Here is a 15,583-nt window from a genome sequence, read left to right on the forward strand (position 1 = left end):
ACCGAAGTGCTTATTGCTAAGCATTTTGATTATCATCAACGAGTGCCCACACAGATTGATTGGTTTAAATTGTTAAAGAGCTGGCTTGCGAATCTCTCGTTGAGCTTCGAAGCGGAGGTGAATTCTAACGAGTTAATTTGAAGAGTCAAACACTTTTTCAAATTTTCTTTTTTAGAAGCTTTCCCTCAACTAACACTGCCTGAAGCCTTGCGGCATCTGCCGTGTCAGTGAGGGCGCATTATAGGGAGTTAGTTTAGCTTAGCAAGTACTTTTTTCTATTAATTTTCCGTTCGCTCAAAAAGCCATCGGATCATTAATTTTTGAATAAAATTCCAACATTTGAAGAGGGTCACAGCAATCGATTGGAAAAACTCCAAGCATAAACGTAAGATTCATGTGTCTATATTGTTAATCTTAGATACGCCTCTTACTTTCATTCTGATTAAGTAGTATTTCAATATGAGCTCGAATAAATCTACATTATTTATTGTTGCACTGGCTATCATTGGTGCACTGGTTTTTTCTCTATTATCGATTCATCCCGCGGTAAGTTTTGTTATTGGTGTTATTTCTGCCGCGATCACTCTGCAAGTTTTATCAAATCCTTCCGTAGTATCAGTGAATGCTCCATCAACCGAGGAGTCATCCAGTAATACAAAAACGCTTTACGTCGGAAACCTACCCTATAAAGCTAATGAATCGGATGTGCGTGATTTGTTTGCTCAATACGGTGATGTGTTTGCGGTCCGATTAATGAAAGATAAACGCACAGGAAAACGCCGAGGGTTTGGATTTGTAGTCATTGCCACGGCCCATGCCTCTGCGGCGATTAATGCACTCAATGAAAAAGACTATATGCAGCGCACACTCAAAGTGAGAGTTGCTAATGATCCAAAACATCCAGATGAGGAAATGGACGAACAGGATTAAAGCCCATTTTAATTAAGTTCGCATTCAGAGCGCTCTCTTTCCAAGGGGGCGCACTGGCGAAAATCGTGTGCGGATGCTGATGCTTTAAGCCAGGTTCTACATCAAGCAACTGCTGTACCCGACGAGCTATCGCCTGACCAGAATCAATCAACATCACATCATCACCTAATACTTGTTGAATCTCTGCTTTAATGAGTGGGAAATGGGTGCATCCTAATACCGCAACATCTATCCGCTGAATCAGTGGACTTAAAATCGTCGCCAATTCTTCTTTATCGACGTCTTGCCCGCGCAGCTTCTCTTCCGCCATATCGACTAAGCGGGTTGATCCAAGCAGTTCAACACTTTTTTCACTCGAAAAATTACGGATTAAATCATGTGTGTATTGTCTTGTGATCGTTGCGGGGGTAGCAATCAACCCAATCGCTTTATGGGCAACGAGTGAGGCTGGCTTTATCGCAGGAACCACGCCTACAACCGGAATGGATAATTTGGCACGCAGCATGGGGAGTACAATAGTACTAGCGGTATTACAAGCTATCACGACTAAATCAAAAGATTGCTGTTTGACTAATGAAAGAATTAAACGCTCAACACGGTTAAGCAAAACTTCCTGCGCTAATTCGCCATAAGGATACGCTGCATTATCAAACAAATAGGTATAATCAAGCTGTGGTAATAGTGAAACTATCTCTTGATAAACTGACAATCCACCAACACCTGAGTCAAAAATTAGAACCTTATGTGACAACTGTTGCTGCATACTACACCCCAAGAAGAAAGAGTCAGTGATCATACTCCCTCTTTATCATTAGGCAACCACTCTCACTCTAATGAAATAATAATATTATGAGTATAATTTATCAGATGGATCCTCTCTAAAAAATAAGACCGCCTTACAGCGGCCTTGCATTTTAGAACTGGTAACTGGCGTTTAGGTAAAAGGCCCGCTCTGGGGCACGATACCCCAGCGCACTTTGATACTGCTCATTAAAGAGATTTTCTATCCGACTACGAATGACCATGGTATCACTTAACCAGTAGCCTACAGACACATCCCACAGGTTAGTGGAGTGAATATAATCGTTACTGGTTGGCTCTGGTGTAGGTAAGTCTAGGCGCTTACCCGTATAGGTATAAGTTGTATTTATATCAAAGTTACCCAATTGTATGGCAGTAATCCACTTGTAGTTTTCTTTTGCCCGACGAGCCAACTGCACATGATTATCATCTTTATGATCTTTGTACTCCGCCACTAAAGTATGATTGATTGGACCAGTATCAAAGTTCACTTCCAATTCCACCCCTTTAATTCGTGCATCGGTATTCAAAGTGCATCCTCCCCAATTCACCACATCACACACGGCACCGTTAGGATCAGAATACCAGATAATCAAATTATCCACCTGGTTGTCATAAGCCGACACACTCACTCGCGCTAATGGATAAGTGATATCGAATCCTATCTCACTATTCTTAGACTTTTCTGGTTCAAGATCAGGTGCCGTTGATAAATCGGTGTAGCTCGGTGCTTTAAATGCTGTGCCATAGCTGGCCCGCATACGATAATGATCGTTAACTTGATAACCGGCAGCGAAAGACCAAGTGGTGTAGTCATCATATTTATCGTGCTTATCGTGACGAATATTCGCTTCAAAAATCCAATCACTCACCGTCAGTTTGCCAGAACCAAAAATACCGTAGGTATCTCGGCTTTCTCCCGCCAACACATGACGACTACCATAACTGAGCGCATCATGGTCTAATTTTTCCCAGCGGCCATCAATACCCGCTCCAAGTTGAATCATGTCATTCAGCTGATAAAGGTTCGCCCATTGCGTCTGGGTAAGATCGATGTTCGCCTTGGTATTAGCATTATTTTTACCCTCGCTTTGGGTATAATCGAGTTTTTCTGTTTGCTGATAATTAAGCATCAACAAACTTTTTAAGCGCTTCCCTTCGTAATTCATCTTCCCAGTAAAACTCTGGTTGTCGGAAAAACTGTGGTAGAGCATACCGGAAGAATTGTATTCTACATCACTGTCAAACCAGCTAGCTGATACATACCCCAACCAGTTCTGATTGAAGCGATGTTCATAGCCGCCCATCAAATTCTGGCTTTCATAACCATAGTCCACACCTGTCTGCGGACTTTTTATATCGTAACCATCGGTTTTCTCAAAACCTGCAGAAAGTTGTAGATGCCCCAGCTCATTCACATCCGTCCTCGTGACCACTTCACCTTTACGGGATTGGTTGCTGCCAACACCAAGCGTCACTTGCTTTAGATTATTTCCACGATGAGAACGAGTGATAATATTGATCACACCACCGATAGCATCAGATCCATACATCGCGGCACCAGAACCACGAATCACCTCTAAACGCTCAACTAAGCCAATTGGAAAACGATTAATGGCAACCCCACCAGCGGCTGAATCAATCCGAACTCCATCCACTAAAATGAGAACATGACTGCTATTGGTACCTCGCATAAAAACAGAAGCCGTATGCCCTCGACCACCATTTTGAGCTATCTCGATTCCGGGTACTCGACGTAAAACCTCCGTCAAAGATCGCGCTTGATATTGTTCAATTTCTTGGCGTTCAATCACCGTTGTTGCCGCCAGTACCGATACCTGCTTTTGCTCAAACCGATTGGCTGTTATCACCATGGTCTCATCAACGGGTAAACTTTGGGCATAGGTAAGAGAGCAATAAGAGAGCGCTGACATCATCGCCAGGCTTAGATAAGATTTATTCATTATGTTGTTATCCTAAAACGCGTAGATTCTCCTGAGCAAAACACCACTGCTGGCCCAGTTGCTGGCAGGTATTCGGACTCGAGAGCGTTAACCTAATAACTCGACTTCCCACCATTAGGCAGTGTCTTAATGAGCGTTCGTTCTCCCTTACCGCTGCGCGTCAGTTCTGGATTTACACCAGATTCCCTTTTCAGAATTTAGCCATCTAGGCAGCTAAGTATCACCAGCTATAATGATACTATTGACCAATGGTGAGCTTGTCTAGTATCACCGATGATAATCAAGTAATTTGTCATTACCTTAAACCTGGTAAATCACCAACAAAACTGGACATGTAGGTCAGATTGAATAAAATCTGCGCTCTTTCAATAAATGCACCAGTAAAAGGTAATACCATCATGGCGACGCTTGACGTAAATCCTGAACATTATTCAGCACAACTGGCTGAGAAAATCACCCGCCTTACTGAAATGTTTCAGCCCTATCACGTCCCAAAGCTAGAAGTATTTGAATCTCCAGAGCAATATTACCGGATGCGCGCAGAGTTTCGGGTTTGGCATGAAGGGGATGAAATGTATTACGTCATGTTTAATCCAACTACTCGAGAAAAGTATCGAGTTGATCAGTTCCCCGCCGCCAGCCGTTTAATTAACGACCTAATGCCACTGTTAATAGAAGCGATGCAAGGTAATAAAACATTGCGTCACAAACTGTTTCAGGTGGATTTTTTATCAACCTTGAGTGGCGAGCTATTAGTTTCTTTGATCTACCATCGTCAGCTTGATGAAGCATGGACATCTGAGGCTAAGCAACTCAAACAACGACTGAACGATGAAGGCTTTAATCTCAACGTGATCGGACGAGCTCGGAAAATGAAAATTGTCCTAGACCGAGACTACGTCGTAGAAAAACTACACGTTAACGATAAAGCTTATCTTTACCAACAAGTTGAGAATAGCTTTACCCAACCCAACGGAAAAGTTGCCGAGAAGATGCTCGAATGGGCAGTAGACTGCACGCAAGAAAGCCAAGGTGATCTACTAGAGTTGTATTGTGGCAATGGTAATTTCTCGCTCGCTCTCGCGCAAAATTTCGATCGCGTATTAGCGACAGAATTAGCGAAGCCTTCAGTAGAGTCCGCACAATACAATATTGCCGCGAATCATATAGACAATGTGCAAATCATTCGTATGTCTGCGGAAGATTTTACTCAAGCGATGGAAGGCAAACGCGAATTTAATCGCTTAAAAGAGGCTGGCATTGATCTTAAAAGTTACCGCTGTAACACCATTTTTGTTGATCCGCCGCGTGCAGGAATGGATGTTGATACCTGTAAAATGGTACAAGGGTATGAGCGTATTTTGTATATTTCTTGTAATCCTGAGACCTTAAAAGAGAACCTAGATATTTTATCTACTACGCATAACATCACTCGCTTCGCTTTATTTGATCAATTCCCGTACACCCACCACATGGAAGCAGGTGTGATGCTAGAGCGCATTAAATAAGGATCTGTAAGGGTTTTAATTGTATAAAAAATCGCTCTGGGTACGGCTTGGGGTACGGGAGTGGTAAAAATCAAACTTCAAGCTATTCATCAAGTCGGTAATCATTCAAATAAAAGAACTGGCCTATAAAGACAAAACCAGCCATAGTCAAAATGGTTAATGACTATAGCTGGGTTATTATTTAGTCATCACAACCCAAATAATCATCATTATTTGGGTTGTGAGCATCAGCCCAATCATCCATATCAGCATCGTTATTGGGGTTATTGATATCTGACCAGATATCAAGCTCTTCTTGAGACATTTCACTTGGATCTGGCATTTTATTTCTTCCCTTGCTGATTAGGGTTTAACTGTTTACCGCGATTACCCTGATTCTGATCGTACTGACGGTTCGTTCCATTAGTACCTTTATTTGCATTTGGGATGTTAGACGCGTTGTCTTTTGGGGTTATTTTCTTCGTCATATTCTGATTTCCTTAATTAAAACTAGACTGATGAATTTGCTTGATTATTCGCTCAAATCCTTGCTTAGTTGTTATCGCTTTAGGGTGTAGTCCATCAGAATTATCCTGCCAAACCGATCGAAGTCCTCTTCCTAGTCTGAACCTGATAAAGGTCGAGAAAGAGCGAACTTTCTTTCCCCCTAGACTAAGATAGTAGGCCCCCGATTTAAGTGGCCTTTCAATTTCGAAAGCACGCTTAACCTGACACAGTGGAATATGAGATCGGAATGTATCAATAAGCTGTTTTGTCGATGTCATTCTTGCTCTCCCTGATGAACTGAGAACAGAATGATTGAGTGCACTGCACTCGCAACAGCTAATTTAATAAATCATCCAATAAATTATCGAACTCGTTAGCTTCAAGGTATTTTTGGGTTATCAGTGATTGATATTTGGATAAAACAGGATGTTCAGTTTTAAGTGAAGATGCGGCTTCATAAGCCTTTTTAAGATCGCCATTTAAATAATATAACATCATGGTTTCGTTATCAGTCAATATCGCACTTTGAGCTAGCAAAGTTTGCATGACACTCGTGACATTACCAATTGACAATTGTGGGAGTTCATGGAATGGATTAGGTAGGCGAGTTTCAGACAATGAAGCATCTGATTTCATTATATTAATGAACTGATCCAGTTTTTCAGAATGGATGCCTACGCCAATAATGGATTGTCGACCAACTAAAGTAACGTTTAAAAACTCGGCTGCTTCCATCCGTTTATAACTATCGGTAAAGATAGCCTTGACACGTTTGCTATCAGCAAAAAAACCTTGAAGCAACACTGCATTGTGGAACTTGTTTAGGCTCTCCCGTGCTATGAACAAATGATGTTTGTCCGAACCTATCCCCATGCTTTCTTTATGGACGATAAGAAAACCTTTACTTCTTACAAGAGGATAAACTAGATCTTTAAATGACTTGTGTTCGGACAGTTCAACAGAAAACAACGATCTTATCGCGTCAGGAGGTGACAATGCATCATATTTCACAAGACAACCTTAACAAGTCTCTTTCAGATGGTGGATTCTCCTCAAGAGCGTATCTCGCAATAAATTCCGCTCGCGTAAACCAATCAGATCGACAGCGATACTGACTTTTTGCGTACTGATCTATCACACCCAAACAGTAACCAGCTCTTAAGCTTTCAGATAACGAAGTTGTTTGAGCAGCTAGCAGATGCCTTTTATGCTTGGACGCATATATGTTGACTAACTCAGCGCAACTATCTACCAATGGGAATGGGGGAGATTTAGCTGAAGAGATTGCTGGTACTAATAAGAGACTCAGAGCAATGATAAGAGTATTTTTACGTAACATTCTAAATATCCGATTTTGTTTTTTGGGATTGCTCCTGTGAATTCACATTGTTCTTGGCGATACTATCGTCTCCATTTAAATCTTGAGAGTCAAAAACCATTGTCCTTTTACCCTTGCTGGGTACGGCTATATATAGGCTTAAAAGAATGCCTGAAAATGTAAACATCTGGATATAGTTCTCACCATGGAGGCGTACCAAGTCTAAATGCTTAGTCCCCTCTTGCAAATCAGTCAAAGCAACAACACTGACGACCAACCAGGCGACTAGTACAAATCTACCATACCAGATTAAAGGCATGGACCACATATTCCACCAACGCTCACTAGTTTGACGTGTGTAGATGAAATATCGCCTTAAAAGAACTAAAGCTAAAATGACGAACACGGCCTCGATATCTGAAATGTCGGACAAGCCTTCTTGGTATTCGAAAATATTAATAAGCGCAAGCCATAGGGATATCAGCGCCATCCCTACTAAAGCGATGAACAGACAAACGTTGAGTAGTGTTGCCACTATCCTCCCGACAGCCCAATCCAATTCAAATAATAAGTGGAGAAAACCTTCATGCTTTTTAGACCCATTCATTCCCACTTTTTGTCGCTGTTCTACGTTTGATCTATCCATAAGTCAGAGAAAAACCATCAGTTTCTATGTTCCATAAGTTTAACAATAACGCACACCACATGAAAAGCTTTCTATTATTCTTTCTTGCTGATTTTACTAAAATAATAAAGTTTAAACTTTCTAAAAATAATTTCACATATACCAAGCTCAATGGCAGATTGTTGGACATTTTAACGAGAATAAGTAGGTGCAAGGAAACTCAACAAGGTTCCTAAAATAAGAGGGCCATGTTATTTTAAATCACCATCAAATTTTACTAGCCTACTTCTAATATCACTTACAGCATCATAAATAACATCAATGTCAGCACCCTTATTTAGCATCAATAAAATATTTTCATATACATCTTTCTTTGCATACTTCTTACTGGTTCGCTTTGTCCTTTCTCTATTGGTTTTTTTTGACTTTCTTTCTCTATAATTTCTTTCATCTCTAGCCAAAATGAGACGTCTATATCTTTCACTCTTTACCTCATCAAGTTCCCCCCATAAAAAGAAACCAACCTTACAATGTAAAATTAAATCTTCATTATTATAAAAGAAAGACTTATCAATAACACCAGATTTACATAAATAGTTATAAGTCCATAAACAAAGCTTTTCATTCCGATGACTTAGCCAATTAAAACGCTGCTTACTATTATATTTGGCCTTTTGTAGCCTCAAAAATTTAAAAAAAGCATTGGGTTCAAAATGTAAATTCACTCTAGAATCTAGCAATGACTTCATTATCTCTATTTTTTCAACTCCAAACAAAAAACAAATAATATCATCAACACGCTCATGATGCGTTCTAGGAGGTGGAGGTATCTTATAAGTCTCTTCATGAAGATTACTATGAATATAATTATACAATGAGTATTTAACTGTATAATCAAAATTATAATAAGAATATTTACAATAATGAATATCCAGGTAATTACGTTCACTTAGCATTAACCATAAAAGATAACAAAACTCTTTATCAGTTTTAATGTGTGAATATAACTCCTTATCAATAATACCCTTTACCACATCCATATCACCCCTCAAAAAAAACAAATATAAAAACTAATTAAATAAAAACATAAATCACTAATTATAAAATATCAATCACAGCATGATAAAAACATTGATTTAAACATGATATTTTAATGACTATATCATGATGATGGCGACTTAAAATGTGACAAAAAACACAATACAACAAAGGAATCTTCGCCATGATAATGAAACCAGGCTTGTTGCTTAATGGGATTGGTTACAAATTTAAACATAACGAGAAGCCACTTTACAGAAAAAATTTATTATCAGAGTGAGAAGCCAAGGAACACACACACCAAGTTCAATAAACACGCGGCAATCTATATATCTAAAATCATGGTGTAGTAATATATATAACCTTTACATTGAATAGACTATAAAAATAACAAGACAGTTACCTACTATGAATGAACAACAACAGAGGTAACTAATGAAAACGTTTTTATCTAATCCAAACCTTACTATGATTAATGAATCTGAATTTATGTCTTTTCCTATTACAACCGATCACGGCCATTTGGCGCACCAATACTTATGTAAAATAAAAGAAACATTAGACTTATCATTAGCTGAGTACCATAGAGTTTATGTTCAACGAGTCGATCTTAGATATCCAAAATATTTCTTTGGTTATAATAGCTGTACAATTACTAAATTTATTGAGTCATTGAAATCTAAGATAGAAAATGATTTAAACCGAAAGGGAAAGATTGGGAAATGTAAATTAAGATATGTTTGGGCGAGAGAGCAAGCAAGTTCAGAAACACCGCACTATCATGTTGCATTAATTATTAACAAGGATGTTTACTTTTGTTTAGGGAATTTTAGCAATGATAGTGGGAATTTATCTTCAATGATAAAAGAGGCATGGGCGAGCGCTTTAGGTATTGAATACTTTCAAGTGGAAAATAGTGTTCACTTCCCTAAAAACTCCACTTATTACATCCACAAGGGAAGGGAATCTTACCTAGAAGAATACAGACAGTGTTTTTATCGCTTAAGCTACTTAACCAAGATTGACACAAAAGTATATTCTAACGGATTGAGAAACTTTTCTTCTAGCAGAAAATAAAAAAAGAGGCTTCCCCTCTTTTTAATCATTATCTTTAAAAACCAAAGATATATTTTATACCACCGAAGAATACTCCAGCAACAGAACCAATCACTTTACCTATAGCCTTTCCAGGTTTTCCAAATATTGCGCCTATATCGGAACCAATAGACGCACCTTGTAGTGTTGTTTCTACAATGGATTCCCAAAGACTTAAGCTGGTTTTTTTATTGTAATCGCTGGCGTCGTTGTCTTTCCAATTATTCACATCGTTGGAAATAGTTCGGTTCGCCAGCATTACTCTTTTATCTTTGGGCAATAAATCGACAATCGTATACAACAACTTTGATAAGTTATACGGTCGCTGTCGATTAACACCATCACTGTATCCTGCAACAAAATAGACAGGTGTGATTGATATCTGTGTGGCTTTATGTATTCGTTTGGCTACCGTTGCTTGCTGTTTTTCAAGAAAAGCTAACGCTTCATCGGTCGGCTCGTTATCAATATAGTTCCATGATTTTGGACCTTTGAGTGCGACGTCCGCTTGGTTAATACCAACAATCAGTCGTTTGTCTGCTTCGTCTCCTAAGTGAGGAATAATAATGTCATTAATGAGCGTTAATGGTGTACCTAAATCACGAGAACCACCATCAAGGATTACCAACACTAAATCAATGACGAGCTGTCCATTGGCATCTTTCTTATTGAGCAAATGTTTGATGGCTTTTGTGTGCCTTCTATCTTCATCTATACCATCACCTAATCCTGGGGTATCCCACAGTACCAGATTATTTAATTGGTAATGCTGAACGCATTCAGTGTGAGGCTCACTGTTCATACCGACTTCTGCTATCGGCATGTTGAATAATGCGTTAATGGTTGAGCTTTTTCCTGCACCAGTTGCGCCCGTAATGAGGATATTGAGCTTTTCTTTTTTAATTTGTTTTAAGTTATTAAGTAACTTCGAGCGATCGGCTTCATTTAATGACGCATGAAGAATCTCGCTTTCTAAAGTAGTAAAGAGATCGTTAGTGGTAGACATAGATAGTGATTCCTTAAGTTTGAGTCGAAAATTTACAGCTCATCTCTTTCCCATGAGGATAAACTCTAGAGGAATTAAAAATGAGATTGATTAGATTGAAAGAAGTATTGGATATGACTGGATTAAGCCGAGCTTATATGTACAAACTGATGGCTGAGAAGAAATTTCCAAAATCGGTGTCACTTGGTTTTCGCAGTGTTGCGTGGCTGGAAAGTGAGATTCAAGATTGGATTCTTGAACGAGTTGCTGAGCGTGATGAACGTATAGAAGAATGAACTACTGATGGATGATAGGATAATGCAACTCATCCTTATTAAACCATTAACTACACTCTCTAACTTCGATATCGTCGTAACACGCCCATTCAACATACTGCAGAAAGTTTTGCTCCCACATTTGATACAGTTCATCGATACCTGGAGTGCGAATGCTTTGCCATCCCGTAGCGACGGTAAAAGCAACTTGATTGCCAAAGTCAAAATCAATGCATCGCTCTAACTCAGGATAATAGTTCCCCATATACGAAAAATCGGTAATGTAGAGAATATCCACCGTTTTACCACTCACAATGTTGAGGCCAATCTCAACCGGATGATATCCCCCTTCTTCCGCGCTATAGCTTTTGTCTCGAAAATGGATAGAGAGGGTATAGCTGGTGGACTGTGTCGTTTCTATGGATGCATGACAATATTGGCTTAATAACGCCAGAAGCTTATTAGAAACAGGCAGCGCTGACGGCGTAAAATTCAGTATAAACATGGTTAAATCTCCTAAAACTAACCGAGGTTAAAACGTGATCATGAGTGGTGTTCATCGAAGGTTTGAATCATCGATAACTGAATGTCATCAAAGAGGGATTGAGTAAGGTGTCGAGAGAACGCGTTCAGCCAAGCATCTAACAGCGCTTTCACTTGTGGATGTGCGAGGCTCGCAGCACCACTGTCTGGTTGATAGCACCAAAGATTGAAGAGATGAAAGTAGAGTTCAGGCTCCATCTCACTCGGTTTGTTTTCCGAGTAAGAAAAACTCGCTAAGCAGACAACCTGCCAGTCTTCACTGGCCGATGCCCGACGAAATTGTATTTCAATGGGATGAAGCCCCTGCCCCGTCTGGTAATAGCGTCTTTGTCGACAGTTCAGGACAATTCGCTCTGCTTGTGGAGGAATCGAATAACGTTGGATGACCAAAAGCAATGCTCGATGAAAGCCATCCAGCAGTTCCAGTTCACCCGATGTTTTCTGGATCATAGTAGCCCCCTTTCCGCAAAAGAGATGGCGCTATCGCCAACCACGATATGATCAAGCACTCGAATGTCCACCAGCGCTAAAGCCTCTTTAAGCCTTTGAGTAATTTGTTTATCGGCCTGGGAAGGTGTGGCATCGCCAGAAGGGTGATTGTGGGCAAGGATGAGCGCGGCAGCATTGACTTTTAAAGCCGCTTTGAGGACTTCACGGGGATAAACACTTGCCGAATCAATTGTGCCAAAGAACAGTTCTTCAAAGGCAATTAGACGATGCTGATTATCAAGAAACATCACCGCAAACACCTCTCGTTCATGGTGTTTTAATTTGCAAGATAAATAGGTTTTTGTTGCTTCAGGATTGCAATATTGATCGCCTCGTAGGGAACGTGCAGCAAGGATTTCTGCGGCCGCGTCAAGCACCCTGTCCGCCGTAACAGGACCATCAAAATAGTAGTTATTTTCGCGCATAGAAAGCTCCTAAAAATGAGAATGTATGTATATGCACGTAGATAATATCTATCTGAAATTGTTTTGATTGCTATGGGTCAGCAACGGCAAATCGTGGTATTTTCAGCTATAAAGTGACGCGGATTTGTGTGCTACTCTCATCTTAGACTTGATGCACAACTTTAAGACCATCAGAGTTTGATTGAGACAACGAAAGAGAAAAGCGCAGAAAGTACGGTTGTGAGGTATAATCGTCCATCAATCGAAATGCGCTTAGTTCTGCTAAATCATCAAGCTATTCAATCAACAATGCGTCGTTATCAGAAAAGAGGAAGCCAATGAGTAAGATAGACAGGTTAACCATCCAGGGGTTTAAGTCTATCCGTTCGCTGGATAAGCTACAGCTCAACAACTTAAACGTCCTTATCGGTGCAAATGGCGTCGGTAAGAGTAACTTTGTGAGTTACTTTAGAATGTTACATGAGTTAGTTGAACGTCGTTTGCAAGTTTGGACGAGCAAACAAGGTGGCGCTGATCGTGTATTGTCATATGGCGTCAAAGAGACTCAGAAACTTCATACCACTATACGTTTTGGGGTGAATGGCTATTCGGCAGATTTAGAGCCTACCACGGACGATAATTTCACTTTTTCTAGTGAAAAGCTCTATTTTGACGGCCCATTTTTTGGGGTAACAGAGCCCAACTTAGGAGCAGGACACAAGGAATCTAACTTAAAGAAAGAGATACAATCGGGCAAGTCAGCAAAAGTAGCCACTTTCTGCTATTCAGCGATTTCTGCTTGGAAGGTTTTTCATTTCCACGATACGAGCGACACAGCAGCAGTAAAACGCCTTGGGACTGTTCACGATAACGAGTATCTACGTTCAGATGCTGGCAACTTAGCCGCCTATTTATTTAAGCTACAGCGTGAAAACTCTGAGGTCTATGCACAAATCTGCAAAACCGTACGCTTAGCTGTACCATTCTTTGATGATTTCGTTCTCAAACCTATTCAACTTGCTTCTGGTGAAGAGCAAATACGCTTACTGTGGAAACAAGCCGATAGTGACTACCCTCTTTGGCCAAGTCAGCTTTCCGATGGCTCTATCCGTTTTATTTGTTTGGTCACCGCTTTATTGCAACCTAACCCACCATCGACCATCATCATCGATGAGCCAGAGCTAGGCTTACACCCTTATGCGATAACGCTATTAGGGGCATTGTTACGCAGTGCGTCAAAACGGATGCAGGTGATCGTATCTACGCAATCCGTTCCACTGCTTAATGAATTTGAATTAGATGATCTGATTGTTGTAGAGCGTAAAGAAGGCGCATCGACATTTAAACGCTTAGACGCTGATAAATTCCGTACCTGGCTAGATGATTATTCAGTTGGCGAGCTATGGGAGAAAAACATCATTGGTGGGAGACCATCAAAATGACCATAGTGCATGTAATTTGTGAAGGACAAACTGAAGAAGCCTTTGTGAAAGCATTGCTGGTGGAACCATTCGCCCTTAAAGGCATTTACTTGAAACCTGGACTTATTGGTCGCCCAGGACATAAAGGAGGAAACTTCAAGTTTGAACGACTTGCTCCTGATATCGAAAAGCGTTTGTTGGCAGATCAACGGTGCTATTGTACTACCTTCTTTGATTTCTACGGATTACCAGAGAGCTTCCCAGGTAAGAATGCCGTCGATGCTAATGCATCTATCGCCGTTAAGGCTCAAACACTACAAAACGCATTCGCAGAAAAATTGACTGAGAAAATCGGTGCGAACGCTATGCGTCGGTTTATCCCTTACGTGCAGATGTACGAGTTTGAAGCACTGCTCTTTAGCGATCCGATAAAGATGGCTCAAGGTATGGATAGAGTAGAACTGGAAACGGTCTTTACCGAGATCGCAAACCGCTTCGACTCACCAGAACATATCAACAACAGCCCGCAAACGGCACCAAGTAAGCGCATCGAAAAACATATTTTTGGCTATGAAAAACCACTTTTAGGAACTTTGGCGGCTTTAGAAGTGGGCCTAGAAACTATGCGAGAGAAATGCCCTTTGTTTGATACTTGGCTAAAAAATATAGAAGCACTGGCTTAACCTCGGTTAAGCCAGCTTTAGGCTGATGTGGAGCTGTGCTATCTCGCGAGTATCACTTAACGAATGTTTTTTGGAACAGACAAGAAGTGCCCTTATACAGAACTTTTACCTAGCTGTAGGTCAGGTATTCGTATTTTTTCCGAGTAAATCATAATCTCAGAGCCGACTCGTTTAGTTTGAGCAGTGTACTGAAGATCGAAGACTTTCTGACGATATGGAGCATAGATATCCGAGATTTCTGGCGCATTGTCGTAAGAAACAACCCAAGGCTTATCTATTATGCCATCTAGAATCTCTCTAATCTGAACATGATCATCATGATTGTAGAAATTCCGATAAAGTCCTTGCCCTTTGATATAGTAAGGTGGGTCTAGATAGATGAGGGTATCTTGAGGAAGGTGAGCGAGCTTGCTTTTCAACATCTCAGCGGTGTCCAGATTATATACATGAATCCTGTCTCGATTCATTGCAATACGCTGAATGCGATTGATCAACTCATCTTTGTTGTAGCGAACATTAAGCTTCCACTTACCAGCTTGAGCCTTACCACCAATAACCCCAGCTTTAAGTATGCCAGATCTATTAGTTCGATTAAGGAAGAATGTTGCAAATCCTAGTTGTACTGGAGAGCTGTTTTCGCTATCAGCAATGATAGTTCGCTGACGTTCCCATTCTTCGATAGACACAGGAGTATCATGAATTAGAGCACACAATTCTTCTGTATGCTCAATTACTGACAACCAGAACGAGTACACCGCTTTATCTAGGTCATTGATATGAATATGTCGAACATATTCTTGAAACATTAGCTCAAGTGCAACTCCTGCTCCGCCAGCAAACGGCTCTACATAATGACCATCATGTAGCCCATTCTCTTCAATCAATGCTTTAAGGTAATACGCTAGCTTTCCCTTACCTCCGGGATAACGAAGCGGTGTGTAAAACGCCATAATTGCTACTCATTCTTTTGTTGCTGCGGGCGGATAGTAGCAACCTATTGCCAATTTGGCCACTCTTA

17 protein-coding genes and 1 riboswitch are annotated in these 15,583 nt (G+C 40.4%); of the genes, 6 read left to right on the forward strand and 11 right to left on the reverse strand.

From position 1 onward, the window contains the following. Window positions 1-459: 459 nt before the first annotated feature. Window positions 460-930 carry an RNA-binding protein gene (locus tag FKQ60_RS12640; RefSeq protein WP_154169876.1) on the forward strand — a complete coding sequence of 157 codons (471 nt, stop codon included), beginning with the start codon at window positions 460-462 and terminating at the stop codon, window positions 928-930. On the opposite strand, the gene murI is transcribed toward FKQ60_RS12640, so the two are convergent. Together murI and FKQ60_RS12650 are read right to left on the reverse strand one after the other, a co-directional pair. Further along, the gene (gene murI / locus FKQ60_RS12645; RefSeq protein WP_170904975.1) at window positions 884-1,693 is read right to left on the reverse strand and encodes a glutamate racemase; all 810 of its coding nucleotides are present in this window, start codon (window positions 1,691-1,693) and stop codon (window positions 884-886) included. The genes FKQ60_RS12640 and murI overlap by 47 nt on opposite strands. A 151-nt stretch (window positions 1,694-1,844) precedes the next feature. Continuing rightward, window positions 1,845-3,695: a TonB-dependent receptor gene (locus FKQ60_RS12650; RefSeq protein WP_170904944.1), complete on the reverse strand. Its 1,851-nt coding sequence runs from the start codon at window positions 3,693-3,695 to the stop codon at window positions 1,845-1,847. Between the two features lie 45 nt (window positions 3,696-3,740). Then, window positions 3,741-3,938: riboswitch (cobalamin riboswitch) on the reverse strand. Window positions 3,939-4,093: 155 nt separating this feature from the next. Here FKQ60_RS12650 and trmA point away from each other — a divergent pair. Beyond that, on the forward strand, window positions 4,094-5,203 hold the full coding sequence (gene trmA / locus FKQ60_RS12655) for a tRNA (uridine(54)-C5)-methyltransferase TrmA (RefSeq protein WP_158137480.1): 1,110 nt from the start codon (window positions 4,094-4,096) through the stop codon (window positions 5,201-5,203). Between the two features lie 181 nt (window positions 5,204-5,384). Here trmA and FKQ60_RS12660 read toward each other — a convergent pair whose 3' ends face one another. The 4 genes from FKQ60_RS12660 to FKQ60_RS12675 form a co-directional block, all read right to left on the reverse strand. After that, window positions 5,385-5,525, reverse strand: coding sequence for a hypothetical protein (locus tag FKQ60_RS12660; protein WP_170906598.1), 141 nt, complete (start codon window positions 5,523-5,525; stop codon window positions 5,385-5,387). A 500-nt stretch (window positions 5,526-6,025) separates the two neighbouring features. Then, the gene (locus FKQ60_RS12665) at window positions 6,026-6,700 is read right to left on the reverse strand and encodes a hypothetical protein (protein WP_170906599.1); all 675 of its coding nucleotides are present in this window, start codon (window positions 6,698-6,700) and stop codon (window positions 6,026-6,028) included. A 329-nt stretch (window positions 6,701-7,029) separates the two neighbouring features. After that, window positions 7,030-7,653, reverse strand: coding sequence for a hypothetical protein (locus FKQ60_RS12670; RefSeq protein WP_170906600.1), 624 nt, complete (start codon window positions 7,651-7,653; stop codon window positions 7,030-7,032). A gap of 230 nt (window positions 7,654-7,883) precedes the next feature. After that, the gene (locus FKQ60_RS12675; protein WP_170906601.1) at window positions 7,884-8,672 is read right to left on the reverse strand and encodes a hypothetical protein; all 789 of its coding nucleotides are present in this window, start codon (window positions 8,670-8,672) and stop codon (window positions 7,884-7,886) included. 433 nt (window positions 8,673-9,105) lie between these two features. Between FKQ60_RS12675 and FKQ60_RS12680 the strand changes: the two genes are divergently transcribed. Further along, the gene (locus tag FKQ60_RS12680) at window positions 9,106-9,747 is read left to right on the forward strand and encodes an inovirus Gp2 family protein (RefSeq protein ID WP_170906602.1); all 642 of its coding nucleotides are present in this window, start codon (window positions 9,106-9,108) and stop codon (window positions 9,745-9,747) included. A gap of 34 nt (window positions 9,748-9,781) precedes the next feature. On the opposite strand, the gene FKQ60_RS12685 is transcribed toward FKQ60_RS12680, so the two are convergent. After that, window positions 9,782-10,771: a GTPase family protein gene (locus FKQ60_RS12685; protein WP_170906603.1), complete on the reverse strand. Its 990-nt coding sequence runs from the start codon at window positions 10,769-10,771 to the stop codon at window positions 9,782-9,784. Between the two features lie 80 nt (window positions 10,772-10,851). Between FKQ60_RS12685 and FKQ60_RS12690 the strand changes: the two genes are divergently transcribed. Then, entirely contained in the window at window positions 10,852-11,046 is a 195-nt protein-coding gene (locus FKQ60_RS12690) for an AlpA family transcriptional regulator (RefSeq protein WP_170906604.1), read from the forward strand. A gap of 46 nt (window positions 11,047-11,092) precedes the next feature. On the opposite strand, the gene FKQ60_RS12695 is transcribed toward FKQ60_RS12690, so the two are convergent. From FKQ60_RS12695 to radC, 3 genes are read right to left on the reverse strand one after another with little or no spacing between them, the layout of a single operon-like run. Then, window positions 11,093-11,530, reverse strand: coding sequence for a DUF2787 family protein (locus tag FKQ60_RS12695; protein WP_170906605.1), 438 nt, complete (start codon window positions 11,528-11,530; stop codon window positions 11,093-11,095). Window positions 11,531-11,568: 38 nt separating this feature from the next. Continuing rightward, window positions 11,569-12,018, reverse strand: coding sequence for a DUF2787 family protein (locus tag FKQ60_RS12700; protein ID WP_170906606.1), 450 nt, complete (start codon window positions 12,016-12,018; stop codon window positions 11,569-11,571). Next, complete coding sequence (gene radC, locus FKQ60_RS12705; RefSeq protein ID WP_170906607.1) at window positions 12,015-12,482, reverse strand: DNA repair protein RadC; 468 nt, start codon at window positions 12,480-12,482, stop codon at window positions 12,015-12,017. The genes FKQ60_RS12700 and radC overlap by 4 nt, the downstream gene beginning before the upstream one ends. Before the next feature lie 317 nt (window positions 12,483-12,799). Here radC and FKQ60_RS12710 point away from each other — a divergent pair, with 317 nt between their 5' ends. Both FKQ60_RS12710 and FKQ60_RS12715 read left to right on the forward strand, forming a co-directional pair. Next, window positions 12,800-13,903: an AAA family ATPase gene (locus FKQ60_RS12710; protein WP_170906608.1), complete on the forward strand. Its 1,104-nt coding sequence runs from the start codon at window positions 12,800-12,802 to the stop codon at window positions 13,901-13,903. Then, window positions 13,900-14,565 carry a DUF4276 family protein gene (locus FKQ60_RS12715; protein WP_170906609.1) on the forward strand — a complete coding sequence of 222 codons (666 nt, stop codon included), beginning with the start codon at window positions 13,900-13,902 and terminating at the stop codon, window positions 14,563-14,565. The genes FKQ60_RS12710 and FKQ60_RS12715 overlap by 4 nt, the downstream gene beginning before the upstream one ends. A gap of 92 nt (window positions 14,566-14,657) precedes the next feature. Here the strand turns inward: FKQ60_RS12715 and FKQ60_RS12720 are convergent, their stop codons facing one another. Then, complete coding sequence (locus FKQ60_RS12720) at window positions 14,658-15,515, reverse strand: DNA adenine methylase (RefSeq protein ID WP_170906610.1); 858 nt, start codon at window positions 15,513-15,515, stop codon at window positions 14,658-14,660. Window positions 15,516-15,583: the final 68 nt, after the last annotated feature.

Origin of the sequence: Vibrio sp. A11 (assembly GCF_013048705.1) — a bacterium.
GTDB lineage: Bacteria > Pseudomonadota > Gammaproteobacteria > Enterobacterales > Vibrionaceae > Vibrio > Vibrio metschnikovii.

Coding starts and splice junctions, on each gene's coding strand:
- FKQ60_RS12640 (WP_154169876.1), top strand. CDS start 460: ATGAGCTCGAATAAATCTACATTATTTATTGTTGCACTGGCTATCATT.
- murI (WP_170904975.1), bottom strand. CDS start 1,693: ATGCAGCAACAGTTGTCACATAAGGTTCTAATTTTTGACTCAGGTGTT.
- FKQ60_RS12650 (WP_170904944.1), bottom strand. CDS start 3,695: ATGAATAAATCTTATCTAAGCCTGGCGATGATGTCAGCGCTCTCTTAT.
- trmA (WP_158137480.1), top strand. CDS start 4,094: ATGGCGACGCTTGACGTAAATCCTGAACATTATTCAGCACAACTGGCT.
- FKQ60_RS12660 (WP_170906598.1), bottom strand. CDS start 5,525: ATGCCAGATCCAAGTGAAATGTCTCAAGAAGAGCTTGATATCTGGTCA.
- FKQ60_RS12670 (WP_170906600.1), bottom strand. CDS start 7,653: ATGGATAGATCAAACGTAGAACAGCGACAAAAAGTGGGAATGAATGGG.
- FKQ60_RS12675 (WP_170906601.1), bottom strand. CDS start 8,672: ATGGATGTGGTAAAGGGTATTATTGATAAGGAGTTATATTCACACATT.
- FKQ60_RS12680 (WP_170906602.1), top strand. CDS start 9,106: ATGAAAACGTTTTTATCTAATCCAAACCTTACTATGATTAATGAATCT.
- FKQ60_RS12685 (WP_170906603.1), bottom strand. CDS start 10,771: ATGTCTACCACTAACGATCTCTTTACTACTTTAGAAAGCGAGATTCTT.
- FKQ60_RS12690 (WP_170906604.1), top strand. CDS start 10,852: ATGAGATTGATTAGATTGAAAGAAGTATTGGATATGACTGGATTAAGC.
- FKQ60_RS12695 (WP_170906605.1), bottom strand. CDS start 11,530: ATGTTTATACTGAATTTTACGCCGTCAGCGCTGCCTGTTTCTAATAAG.
- FKQ60_RS12700 (WP_170906606.1), bottom strand. CDS start 12,018: ATGATCCAGAAAACATCGGGTGAACTGGAACTGCTGGATGGCTTTCAT.
- radC (WP_170906607.1), bottom strand. CDS start 12,482: ATGCGCGAAAATAACTACTATTTTGATGGTCCTGTTACGGCGGACAGG.
- FKQ60_RS12710 (WP_170906608.1), top strand. CDS start 12,800: ATGAGTAAGATAGACAGGTTAACCATCCAGGGGTTTAAGTCTATCCGT.
- FKQ60_RS12715 (WP_170906609.1), top strand. CDS start 13,900: ATGACCATAGTGCATGTAATTTGTGAAGGACAAACTGAAGAAGCCTTT.
- FKQ60_RS12720 (WP_170906610.1), bottom strand. CDS start 15,515: ATGGCGTTTTACACACCGCTTCGTTATCCCGGAGGTAAGGGAAAGCTA.